General features: G+C 61.3%; 11 protein-coding genes and 1 tRNA gene. 4 read left to right on the forward strand and 8 right to left on the reverse strand.

The window, feature by feature from the left end; translation table 11 throughout:
* The first annotated feature begins 61 nt into the window (after window positions 1–61).
* From JOE62_RS01475 to JOE62_RS01485, 3 genes are read left to right on the forward strand one after another with little or no spacing between them, the layout of a single operon-like run.
* Window positions 62–835 carry a class E sortase gene (locus tag JOE62_RS01475; protein WP_204719789.1) on the forward strand — a complete coding sequence of 258 codons (774 nt, stop codon included), beginning with the start codon at window positions 62–64 and terminating at the stop codon, window positions 833–835.
* Between the two features lie 8 nt (window positions 836–843).
* A complete protein-coding gene (locus tag JOE62_RS01480; RefSeq protein WP_038992718.1) occupies window positions 844–1,014 on the forward strand; it encodes a hypothetical protein in 171 nt (56 codons plus the stop codon).
* Complete coding sequence (locus JOE62_RS01485) at window positions 1,011–1,655, forward strand: glutamine amidotransferase-related protein (protein ID WP_204719791.1); 645 nt, start codon at window positions 1,011–1,013, stop codon at window positions 1,653–1,655. The genes JOE62_RS01480 and JOE62_RS01485 overlap by 4 nt, the downstream gene beginning before the upstream one ends.
* A gap of 17 nt (window positions 1,656–1,672) precedes the next feature.
* Here JOE62_RS01485 and pknB read toward each other — a convergent pair whose 3' ends face one another.
* From pknB to JOE62_RS01520, 7 genes are read right to left on the reverse strand one after another with little or no spacing between them, the layout of a single operon-like run.
* Window positions 1,673–3,583 (reverse strand): Stk1 family PASTA domain-containing Ser/Thr kinase, encoded by a 1,911-nt coding sequence (gene pknB / locus JOE62_RS01490; protein WP_204719793.1) that lies wholly within the window; start codon window positions 3,581–3,583, stop codon window positions 1,673–1,675.
* Window positions 3,580–5,388, reverse strand: a complete 1,809-nt coding sequence (locus tag JOE62_RS01495; RefSeq protein ID WP_204719795.1) for a protein kinase domain-containing protein — start codon at window positions 5,386–5,388, stop codon at window positions 3,580–3,582. Before JOE62_RS01495 ends, pknB begins: the two co-directional genes overlap by 4 nt.
* The gene (locus tag JOE62_RS01500; protein WP_204719797.1) at window positions 5,385–6,848 is read right to left on the reverse strand and encodes a penicillin-binding transpeptidase domain-containing protein; all 1,464 of its coding nucleotides are present in this window, start codon (window positions 6,846–6,848) and stop codon (window positions 5,385–5,387) included. Before JOE62_RS01500 ends, JOE62_RS01495 begins: the two co-directional genes overlap by 4 nt.
* Entirely contained in the window at window positions 6,845–8,242 is a 1,398-nt protein-coding gene (locus tag JOE62_RS01505) for an FtsW/RodA/SpoVE family cell cycle protein (RefSeq protein WP_204719798.1), read from the reverse strand. The genes JOE62_RS01500 and JOE62_RS01505 overlap by 4 nt, the downstream gene beginning before the upstream one ends.
* Entirely contained in the window at window positions 8,239–9,633 is a 1,395-nt protein-coding gene (locus tag JOE62_RS01510; RefSeq protein WP_204719800.1) for a PP2C family protein-serine/threonine phosphatase, read from the reverse strand. Before JOE62_RS01510 ends, JOE62_RS01505 begins: the two co-directional genes overlap by 4 nt.
* A gap of 3 nt (window positions 9,634–9,636) precedes the next feature.
* A complete protein-coding gene (locus JOE62_RS01515) occupies window positions 9,637–10,116 on the reverse strand; it encodes an FHA domain-containing protein FhaB/FipA (protein ID WP_038992707.1) in 480 nt (159 codons plus the stop codon).
* Complete coding sequence (locus tag JOE62_RS01520; protein WP_204719802.1) at window positions 10,113–10,937, reverse strand: FHA domain-containing protein; 825 nt, start codon at window positions 10,935–10,937, stop codon at window positions 10,113–10,115. Before JOE62_RS01520 ends, JOE62_RS01515 begins: the two co-directional genes overlap by 4 nt.
* Before the next feature lie 283 nt (window positions 10,938–11,220).
* On the opposite strand from JOE62_RS01520, the gene JOE62_RS01525 reads away from it, so the two are divergent.
* Window positions 11,221–11,304: transfer RNA gene (locus JOE62_RS01525), tRNA-Leu, on the forward strand.
* A gap of 126 nt (window positions 11,305–11,430) precedes the next feature.
* Here JOE62_RS01525 and JOE62_RS01530 read toward each other — a convergent pair.
* Window positions 11,431–11,844, reverse strand: a complete 414-nt coding sequence (locus tag JOE62_RS01530) for a 2-thiouracil desulfurase family protein (protein ID WP_239543121.1) — start codon at window positions 11,842–11,844, stop codon at window positions 11,431–11,433.
* Window positions 11,845–11,853 lie beyond the last annotated feature (9 nt).

Raw genomic sequence — 11,853 nt, forward strand, 5'->3', positions numbered from 1 at the left:
CATCGGCCCACGTTAGTTGACCTGATTCGTGCATTTCTTTTGCCTAAGGAGCCAGACCGCCGTGAACCGAACCGCCACAGCGCAGGGTCGACGCATGCAGCGTCGACAACCGTCGGCAGGGAACCGTATCGCCGGGTTCTTTGGTGAGCTGCTGATTACCCTTGGCATCCTGCTGATGCTCTACGTGGTGTGGGAACTGTGGTGGACGAACATCGACTCGGCACAGGCCCAGAAGGAAGTCACCGCAAATCTCGTGCAGGAACTCGGCGACGTGAAGGTGCCGGAAATCAATGAGGAAGAAGAGGAGAAGGACTACGGTCCGGCTCCGGTCACGGAATTGGTTCCCGGAGAAACCTTCGGCATCATGTACTTCCCGCGCTTCGGCGCTAACGGTTCGCACCACCCGGTGACCTACGGTGTGGAAGACTACGTGCTCGACAACCTCGGCATCGGGCATTATCCGACCACGCAGCAGCCGGGGGAGCTGGGCAACTTCGCTGTCGCGGCCCACCGCCAGACCCATGGCCAGGTCTTCTGGGACATCGACAAGCTGCAGGATGGCGACAAGATCTATCTGCAGACCGCCGAAGGATATTACACCTATACCTGGTACGCCACCGAGATTGTGGCTCCCTCCAACGGAGATGTCCTGTTGCCCACCCCGCACCAGTGGGGAGTGGAGCCAACGAAGTCGATCCTGACCATGACCACCTGCCATCCGAAGTACTCGACCCGGCAACGCATGATCGCTTACTCGGAACTCACCGACTGGCGCCCCCTGGACGCGGGACCGCCGAAGGAAATCCGCGACATGGTCATTGACGCAACGAGCTAGGAGAAGAAATGTACGCCTGGATATTCAGAAACCTGCCCGGCCCTTTGTGGCTTCGTATTCTTGAAGCATTGATTCTCATTGCCGCGATCGTGCTATTACTGATGATGTACGTTTTCCCATGGCTGAACCAGTACATCAGCCCATTTACCGATTCAACGATTGGCCAGAGCACACCGTGAGCAGCACCAAGATCCTTGTGATCGACAATTACGACAGCTTTGTGTACACCCTCGTAGGCTACTTGCAGGAGCTGGGCGCGGAAACCGCCGTTTACCGCAACGACGATCTGAGCGTTGAGGAAGCGACCAAGCTGGCCGCAGACTACGACGGCGTGCTGATTTCCCCAGGGCCCGGAGAGCCTGCAGGAGCTGGCGTCAGCATCGATCTGATCAAGTGGTGCGGAGCGCAGCGCAAGCCGATGCTCGGCGTCTGCCTCGGGCACCAGGCGCTCGCCGAGGCCTATGGCGGAACGGTCACGCACGCGGAAGAGCTGATGCACGGGAAGACCTCGCTGGTCAACCACGAGAACCACCCGGTCTTCAACCAGGTAGCCAACCCGTTCACCGCAACGCGCTACCATTCGCTGGCAGCGGTACGCGAGAGCATCCCGGCTGAGCTGGAGATCATTGCGGCGACCGCCGGTGGAGTCATCATGGGCTTGGCGCACTGCGAAGCGCCGCTGTGGGGCCTGCAGTACCATCCGGAGTCGGTGCTGACCGAACAGGGTTACCAGATGCTGGGCAACTGGCTGGAGTTCGTAGGACTGAAGGGCGCGGCCGAGAAGGCTGCTGCCCTGAGCCCTCTATTCAGCGGAGAATAACTGGCTGACGGCTAGTCTCAGTCATTTTCCCGTGGTGGTCCGGTCCGGTCTGGCCGGCCATTCCCGTTGGGAGGAGCCGGGGCATCGCTGGTTGGCGAAGCATCCTCGGTTGGATCATCGGATTCGGATGGATCCGATGATTCGGACTCGCTAGACGATGGTTCTTCGGAAGGCTCGGGCGCTGGCGGTGCCTTGGCCACGGAAATCTTCACCAGGCTTCCCTGGGGCACGTCCTCGGAGGCTTCGGGGGACTGCTTGAACAGTGTTCCCTCGGCGTAGTCATCGGTTTCCACCTCAACGAACTGGACTTCCAGCCCGACATCATCTGCCGAGAGCTTTTCTTCAGCTTCCTCGCGGCTCATCTCGGTCACCACCGGAACAGTCACCATGCCGGTAGACAGGATCAAATCGACTTCGCTGCCGGCCTTCACCATGGACCCCAGCTCAGGGCTGGTGCCGATGACCCAGTCGGTGGGAACCGTTGCAGAGTTCTCCCGGCTGACTTCGCCAACTTCCAGGCCTGCTTCGCGCAGGGCATCGCGGGCAGCTGTCTCGGACTGGTTCGCCAGATCCTCGGGAATCGTGCGCTGCTCTGAGCCGTCGGAGATGTACAGGGCGACCGTGGACTCCTTGGCGACCATGGATCCTGCTTCCGGATCGGTACGGGTCGCCTTGCCCTGCTCTACGTCATCGCTGAATTCGCGCTCTACACGCACCTGGAAGGTGTTATCGCGCAGCAATTCCCTTGCGTCGTCCTCGGACATTTCAAGGACCTCGGGTACTGCGATCGGGGCACGCTTTTCAGCTTCCGCCTGGATCGAGCGGATCACCAGGAAGCTGGCGATGCCCACGGCAATCAGGGCGATGACGGTCAGCAAGATGATCAGGCCGCGGTTGGACTTGTGCCGTGCAGGCGGCTCAGGTGCCTCGTCTTCCATGAAGACCGGGTGCTGGCTCGTTCGTGGCGCAGACTGCGCGATGAAGCCGGTTTCAGCCTCATGGTGGGTGCCGTAAATCGGCAAGGTGTAGGTGGATGGTTCCGGCTCGTCATCATGGAATTCGATGCCGTTCAGCGCATCCTCCAACGCCGAGGCGAAAGCTCCGGCGCTCTGGAACCGGTCGTCGCGTTCCTTGGAGAGGACCTTGGCGACGATTGGGTCGAAGATCGGGTCGACGCCGTGCTTGACCTCGCTTGGCGCCGAGGGAATCTCGCCAACGTGCTGGTAGGCGACCGACACCGGCGAATCGCCGGTAAATGGAGGCTGGTGGGTCACCAGCTCGTAGAACAGGCAGCCAACCGAGTAGATGTCCGAACGGAAATCGACCTGTTCGCCGCGGGCCTGCTCGGGCGAGAAATACTGGGCTGTCCCCACTACGGCAGCGGTCTGCGTCATGGTTGCCGACGTATCCAAGGCACGGGCAATGCCGAAATCCATCAGCTTCACGTGGCCGGAATCGGTCACCATCACATTGGCCGGCTTGATATCGCGGTGGACGACGTTGTTGTTGTGCGAATGATCCAGGGCATCGCAAACGCCTCGGGTGATGTGCACTGCCACGGAGCCATCGACATCGCCCGCAGCGATCACCTGCTTCAGGGTACGTCCGGTCACGTATTCCATCACCATGAATGGCAGGCGTTCACGGTTGTACTCGGTGGCCGGCAGCTCGCCGGTGTCGTACACGGCAACGATATTCGGGTGGCTCAGGCCAGCGACGGCCTTGGCCTCACGGCGGAATCTATTGACCACCATGGGGTTGCCGGCGGTATCCGGGCGCAGCACCTTGACCGCCACCTTGCGCGACAGCACGTGGTCGGTGGCGAGATACACATCCGCCATGCCGCCACGGCCAATCAGCGATTCGATCTCATAGCGGTCGTTGATCATTCGCGGCAAGCCAGGAGGCAAAGCTTCGACTTCACTCATGGCGTTTCGCTTTGCTCCGGCTCTGCGGCTTCTGGGGATTCAGATGCCGACTCCGTGGCGGACCCGGTTGGCTCGGTTTCTTCTGGACCGGTGGAAATATCCATGGTGATCGTGGTGCCCGGCTCGACTTCGCTGCCGGCGGGAACGTCCTGCGCCAGCACGGTGCCGGCGACGGATGGGTCGGGGCGTTCCTCGCCCTTGGCCACGGCCAGTCCAGCGTCCTGGATGCGCTTCTGCGCGGCTTCGAAGCTCATGCCGGTCACCGATGGCACGCCAACGGTTTCAGGGGCCATGGCATAGGTCACCGAAACGGTTTCGCCTTGTGCAACACTGCCGGTAGGGTTCAGGGAAATCACTTCGCGCGGCTCGTACTCGCTGGTTTCCTGCGGGGTCGCGTCAACGACCAAGCCCTTGCCCTCGAGTTCCGCGGTCACGGTGTCGATATCCTGGCCGATCAGCGACGCCGGAACATCTACATAGGTGACGGTTTCACTCGGGGTCGGCGATGGGGAGTTGGAGGTCTCCGAGGCTTCGGTGGTTTCCTCGGTCGGCTCGGTCGATTCCTCGGTTGGAGACGAGGAATCGGACAGCTCGGTGCTCTGCGTCGGCGACGACGTCGGCTGGTTGTCATTGTCGCTGCTCATGGCAGGGATCAGCCATGCCAGCAAGGCGATCACCGCAGCCAGCGCGATGATCACGATCAGCGGGACCAGCCACGGGCTGCGCTTGGCGCCAGCCTCGCGAGCAGGATCCTGGGTATCCACGTCCTCGTCATCGAATCCGCCGGCGGCGGCGCTGGAACCGGAGAAACCGCCGGCAGTGCGGGCAGGTTCCACCACGGTGGGCATGGCATTGGTCATGGTCGGGGCGGAATCGGCCTGCGGCACCGCCTGGGTGGCATCGTCATCCATGTTGACCACTTGGGTCGCGTCGGTGGCGATACCGGTGGCCAGCATGCCGGGAACCGCCAAGGTAGCGGTATTGGTGTCGCCGGCGCGCAGCGCATCTGCGGCCTTCGCCAGTGCGGTTGCATCCTTCGGGCGTTCCGACGGGTTCTTGGCCAGCATCGACATGATCAGCTGGCGAACCGGGGCCGGGATGGTGTCGGGCAGGGCAGGGGGAGCGTCGTTGACCTGTGCCAGGGCAATGGCGATCTGCGATTCGCCGGTGAACGGACGCCGTCCTGCCAGGCACTCGTAGCCGATGACGCCCAAGGCGTAGATGTCGGAGCTGCCGGTGGCAATCTGGCCGGTGGCCTGTTCCGGAGCCAGGTACTGGGCGGTGCCCATGACCTGTCCGGTGGCGGTCAGCGGAACCTGGTCGGCAAGGCGGGCAATGCCGAAGTCGGTGATCTTGACGACGCCCGAAGGCATCACCAGGATGTTGCCCGGCTTCACATCGCGGTGCACCAGGCCGTGCTCGTGGGCTGCTGCTAGCGCGCGGGCGGTCTGCGCGATCAGCGAGAGCGTGCGGTCCACCTCGAGCTTGCGCTCTCGTTCGATGATGGTGGACAGCGGCGGGCCGGGAACGAGTTCCATCACCAGATAGGCGGATCCCTGTTCCTCGCCGTAGTCGAAGACGCCAGCGATGCCGGGGTGATTCAGCAGCGCGGTGTGGCGTGCTTCCACGCGGAAACGCGTCAGGAAGCTCTCGTTGTCGGTGTATTCCTCTTTGAGGATCTTGATCGCTACCAGACGTCCAAGGACCTGGTCTCGCGCCTTCCAAACTTCGCCCATGCCGCCGATCGCAATGCGATCGGTCAGCTTGTAACGACCGCCCAAGGTGGTGCCGGTTACTGGCCTCACTTGTTGAACACCGCCTCTAACATCGTCTTCATCAGTGCACCCGCCGTGTTGTGGCCGGTGTCGTAATCTACGTCTTGGATATTGACCGTGATGGCCACCTGCGGATCATCGGCCGGCGCGAAACCGGTCATCCAGGAGTTCACCATGCGGGGTCCACCCGGTTCTGATGGCCGCTGCGATGTGCCGGTCTTGGCGCGGAAATCCACGCCGGGAACGCGGGCGTTCATCGCCGTGCCGCGCAGCACCGGGCCTTCCATCAGCTCGGTGAGCTGTTCGGCAACTTCCGGGGTGGTGGCCGTGGAGAACTTCTCCGGCTTCGGATCCTCAATCACCCGCAGATCCGGCGCAATGACCTTGTCGATCAGGTTCGGCTTCATGATCACGCCGTCGTTGGCGATGGCCATGGCAACCATGTTCATCTGCAGCGGGGTAGCCTTGTTGTCCCATTCACCGATGGCCATCTGCGCCATCTGGGCTTCATTCGCCTCGGCCGACGGGAACTCGCTCGGCACGACATTCTGCGGGATGTTCAGTTGCTGGCCGTAGCCGAAGCGCTCGGCCACCTCGGTGAAGGCATCCTTGCCGACGGTCTGGCTGATTTCCATGAACGGGGTGTTGCAGCTTTGCGCGAAGATGAATTCTAGCCGTGCACGGGTATCCCGCGCGCAGATGCCTTCGCTGAAGTTGCTCATCTGCTTTGTCGAATGCGGATAATTCACCGATACCGGGTTGTCGATGGGGGTGTCCATGTCGAACTTGCCGGATTCCAGCGCCGCGACGGTGCTGATGATCTTGAACGATGAGCCGGGAGTCACCGGGTTGCTGATGGCAGGATTCCGGTAGGGGCTCAGGCCATCGATGTTGCTGATTTCCTTCAGGTTCTCGGCAGCCTTGGCGGTGGAGTGCACTGCCAGCAGGTTGGTGTTGTAGCTCGGCTTGGAAGCCATCGCCAGGATGTCGCCGGTCTTCGGGTTGGTCACGATGATCGTGGCCTTCAAATCATTAGGGATCGTTTCGAAGGCAGTCTTCTGCAGCTGGCCGTCAATGGTCAGCTCAACCGAGGCGCCCTCGGAACGGGTGCCGGTGAACATGGCAGAGAGCCGGTCGAAGAGCAGATCCGAGCTCGTGCCGGTCAACCAGTCATTCAACTGCGATTCGAGCTGAGTGGTGCCGTTGGCCAGCGAATAGTAGCCAGTCAGGTGGGCGTAGGTTTCCGCGTCGTTGTACACGCGCTGGAATTCGAATTGGCCGTCATCGGTCGGTACCGATTCGGCAATCGGCTTGCCGTCAACCAGGATCGCCCCGCGGGGCAGGTCGAACTCGCGGTAGAGCTCACGCTTGTTCAGCGCATTCTCCGAGAGCGACTCGGCGTCGAAGAACTGGATATAGCTCAAACCGCCCAGGCAGATGACGAACAGGACGGTTAGCGCAACCCAAACGCGTTTGATTGCATGATTCACTTCTTCGTCACCGCCTTGGTGCTTGAGGTAAGGGTCGTGCTGGCAGATGCGAATTCATCGGTTGGTCCTACGCCGCCGGTCTTCGGGCGGCGCGAGTTGTGGGAGATCAATAACAGCAGCGAGATGATGACCCAGTTCGCCAGCAGCGAGGAGCCGCCAGCTGCCATGAATGGCGTGGCCAGGCCGGTCAGCGGGATCAGCCGGGTAACGCCGCCGATGATCACGATGCACTGCAGGCCCAGGGTGAAGGACAACCCAGCAGCCAGCAGCTTGCCGAAGGTATCGGCAGACCCCAGGGCGGCACGCAGGCCGCGGGAGATCAGCAGCATGTAGAGCAGGATGATCGCTGACAAGCCGATCAGGCCGATTTCCTCCCCGAAGGAGGCAATGATCATGTCCGAGTTGGCCAGCGGCACCCGGTATGGCGAACCAGCGCCCAGGCCGGTGCCGAACAGGCCGCCGTCGGCCATGCCGAACAGGCCCTCGACGATCTGCATGCTGCCGCCTGTGGCCTGGTAGATCTCAGGGTCGAAGGCATTGAGCCACACGTCCAGGCGGCGGGTCACGTGGCCCATGGTCAGGCCCGCGACCACGCCGCCGGCGACAACCATCAAGGCGCCAATGAGCACCCAGGAGATCCGGGCAGTGGCCACATAGATCATCACGATGAACAGGCCGAAGAAGAGGATCGCGGAGCCGAGGTCGCGTTGCACCACGAGCACGCCGATGGACAGCAGCCAGGCAATCACCATCGGAGCCATGTCGCGCAGGCGAGGCAGCTGCAGCGGCCCGAATTTGCGTCCGGCCATCAGAATCAAGTCGCGGTTCGACGAGAGATACCCGGCGAAGAAGATCGACAGGGTGATCTTCGCGAGTTCGCCTGGCTGCAAGGAGAACATTCCCATGCGGATCCAGATTCGGGCGCCGTTAATGGTCACGCCGAGCCCTGGAATCAGCGGAAGCAAGAGCAGGACAATGGATGCCAGCAGGGCGATATAGGTGAAGCGCCGCAGTATCCGGTGATCCTTGATGGCCCAGAGGACTACCGATGCAATGACGATTGCAATGGCTGTCCACAGCAGCTGGCGAGCCGACTGTGAAGTTCCTTTTGCCAAGTCAATGCGGTGAATCATGGCTAGGCCAAGGGAGTTCAACGCAATCGTGATCGGAAGTATTACCGGGTCAGCATATTTGGCGAAGATGCGCAGCAGCACGTGGACCGTGAGGGACAGCCCCGCCAGGATGCTCATCTGCACGTAGAAATCGGTATTGTTGACGTCCTCGGTGGAGCTGCCGACAAGATAGAACGCGGCACCTCCGACGCACAGGGCAAGAAGTACCAGCAGCAGCTCGAGATTGCGCCGAGGCACCGGTGCGGTTTGCACTTCGGTCATTGCATTATCTCCTGGCAGTAGGCGGGCAGTTCGAGCTGGCTGGCGGAATCCGAGGATCCGGGAACGGTGACCGGGCAGTTCTGCGTCGCGGTGACCAGAAGTTCCTGGATGATCATCTGGGCATGCTGCTGGTTCTCGGCCGAGATGGTCGATTCAACGCGCTGGCGCGAATACTCCGGCAGGGCTTCCAGCGGCACCTTGCTGACGGTGTCGACTTCGGAGAGTGAGATCGGCCCAAGTTCTTGCGGAACGCCCTTGTAGATGGCGACCTTGCCGTCGACGGCGCCCACGAAGTACTGGGTCTGGGTCCACATGTAGCCCCAGACGGCCAGTGCTACGACGAGGAAGGCCGTGAGGGTCAGCAGGATCGGCAGCAGCCAGCGGCGATGCTGCACCGGAGCTTCCAGCGGATCGAGCACCTCGCCGGCAGCCGGGGAACGGTGGGTCAACAGGGCTGCAGCGCGGCGTTCGCCGGTGTGCTGGGTAACCACCGGGATTTGGCCGGTCTGCGTTGCCAGCTGGGCTGCCCCCACCAGCAGGTGGGGGCGCTGGGAAATCTCGTGTCGAAGCAGCGATGCGCTGGCTTCGACATCTCCTTCGGCGGCGATGGTGAGCTGGCCGGTATCCGGCGCGGGCTCCGGCGCGGCCGGCGCCTCGCCGTCAAGGGCGGAGTTCTCGATGACCTCGAACATCACCACGGTGACATTATCCGGTGCGCCATTCTTCAGCGTGATGGCAACCAGGTCGTTGACCGCTTCATCTATGTCGGCGGTGGTGCGGATGATCTGCTCGATCACCGGAACCGGCACCGCGTCGGTGAGTCCGTCGGAGCACAGCATCCAGCGTTCGCCCGGTTCTGCCGTGAATTTCTCGACATCCAGCTCGGGGGAGGCGTCCGAGTCGCCGAGCACGCGCAAAAGCACATTCTTATGCGGGTGGACCTCGGCTTCGGCCGGCTTGATTCGGCCTTCGTCGACGAGCCGCTGGACAAAGGTGTGGTCCTTGCTGATCTGCTCGAACTCACCGTGCTTCAAGCGGTAGGCGCGGGAGTCGCCGATGTGCGCCATGTGCAGGGTGTCGCCCGAGAGCAGCAGGGAAGTGACGGTCGTGCCCATGCCCGACAGCTTCGGATTGGCGCCGACGAGTTCATTGAGCACCAGATTGGCGGCCTGGATTTCGTCCGGCAACGCATTCTGCGGATCCGCGGTGGCTTCGTGGTCCAGATGCACCAGATCGAGCACGGTAGAGGCCGAAGCGACATCGCCGCCGACGTGTCCGCCCATGCCGTCGGCAAGGACCGCCAGGTACTCGCCGGCGTAGGCCGAGTCGTCATTCTTCTTGCGCACCCGGCCAACATCGGATTTCGCGGCAAATTTGAGTTTGAGGGCCATAGGCTAGGCCTTCAATTCCAGGACAGTCTTCCCGATGCGGATTCGCTGGCCGGGCTCCACTGCCTGGGCGCGTGAGAGCTGGTTGTCACCCACGAAGGTGCCGTTGGTTGAACCGAGATCCTCGATGAACCAGCGTGATCCCTGGGGGAACAGGCGGGCATGGCGTCCCGAAGCGTAGTCGTCATCGAGAACGACGGTGGCATCCTGGGCGCGGCCGAACATGATCGGCTGGCCTCGTAGCGGAATGCTGCTGCCTGCCAGCGGGCCCTCGACGACTTCCAGTGAGGTGGCCGCCTTGCGCGCGGGCACTTCTGGTTCCGCCAGTTCCGGGTTCTTCTTCAGCTCACGAGCGCTGGGCTTGCCGGTGCGGGCCCGTGAGCCGATGGCCAAGTCGCGGCGCATCGATCCGACAACGCTTAAAACGAGCAGCCAGATGAGGACCAAAAAGCCCAATCGGAACAGGCTTAGAACCAGATCGTTCACGCGCGGCCTCCGTTGTTCGAGGTAATCAGCCGGAAGACGATTTTCGTCTGTCCGATAGTAATGACCGAACCGTCAAATATACGGGTTTCTTCCGAAATCTTCTTGCCGTCCACGTAGGTTCCGTTGGTTGAACCCAGATCGGTGACGACGAAACTGGTCTTGCCACGGGTTTCGACACGTGCATGCTGCCGGGAAACGCCGGAGTCGTCCACCGGAATATCGGTGCTGGCCGAACGGCCCAGCACGATCGAGTGGTGATGCAGGGCGTACCGCTGTCCGGCAACCTCGAGGACGGCCTGCTTCTGCACGGGCTTCTTGGGGATCTCTGCAATCGGACGCACCGTTGGGCGTGGCTGCGCGGTTGTTGGCGGGGTTGCTGATGGAGCTGCCGGTGCCGCTGGCGCGGCCGCCCGCTCCTTGACCGGTGCCGAAGCCGCTGGGCGTGAGCTGGATTCCTTGACCGAGCTGGATATTTCCATCTCACCGGGCTTGAAATCATCATTGGAGACGAAATGGATCATGATGTCGCCGTGAACTGAATAGTCCTGGGTGGCGGCGTGCTCGGCGGTGACCTTTGCCATTTCATTGACGACGCCTTGGCCCCAGCCCTTGGCGGTGTTGTAGTCCTTGGTGCTCAGTGAGACTACGAAGTCATTGGCCGCAAGGCTGCGGCCTTCGCTAATCGGCGTGATTCCGCGGTCCATGTCATTGCGTAGCGCGGTAGTCAGTTCGACTGGCTTTAGATCTGCGGTGCTGGTGCCACGAAAGAAGCTAGTGACGACCTTCTCTAAGCCGCGTTCGACGTTGTCGAGAAAGCCCATTATTCGTGCTCCTTCCTTAAGGTCCATGGCTGGTTATTACGAGCCTGCGATCATCCTTTCCGAGCTATGAACGCATAACTTCATATTCGATCTTACTGTTTTCAGCTGTGCAAATGCCGAAAAATCCTTGAACGGCTCAAGTGCGTCAGTATCAACGATAAAGGCAGCAAAAAGGTTTCCCATGTGTCGCTACCCACAAATGGGGGTTTCGATTAGGTGAACGGAAAATGTGTGTGTAAGCTATTTCTTGTTGCAAAGAACGAAGGCGACGAAAACAGAATATGCGCGAGTGGCGGAATTGGTAGACGCGCTGGCTTCAGGTGCCAGTGATCGCAAGGTCGTGGGGGTTCAAGTCCCCCCTCGCGCACAAATAGAAAATAACCCTTGATCTTCGGATTGAGGGTTATTGTTTTGTTTAAAAGCGCAACTGAATCGTTATCTTCCAAGGTGTGTCAGCTTGCTGGAGATCCACTGACCTTGATGCCCCGGCGCTTCAGCAACGCAGCCAGCACCCCATCGCCCGCAACAAATTTTCCGGAATGCGAGCCATAGTAGATGCTCCCGCACTGCAGGAAGGGCTGTGATCCTGCAAAATAGCTTCGGTGATGCCCTCGCGCTGGACCAAATATTCGACCTTCTGGGCTCCAGCCACGAACAGCCGGTTGACATCCTCGTCGTTGATATCGAGAACGGCGGCCCTCCCTTCCAGCACGTCGTTGCCATCGCCGCCGGAAATCTCTGCTGGCGGGTGAGGGCTGCTCAGTTCGCCTAATTCCTCGGCGCAGGCAGCAACAGCATCTCCACGTGCCACAGCTTCGACGATCGCCGGGTTGGCCTTGGCCTTGACGTTATAGCGGCGAGGGATGCCGGCAAGGCAGGAACTGACGAGCACCGGGCGTCGGGTCATGACAGCAGT

Origin of the sequence: Glutamicibacter nicotianae (assembly GCF_016907615.1) — a bacterium.
GTDB classification, from domain to species: Bacteria; Actinomycetota; Actinomycetes; order Actinomycetales; family Micrococcaceae; genus Glutamicibacter; species Glutamicibacter nicotianae.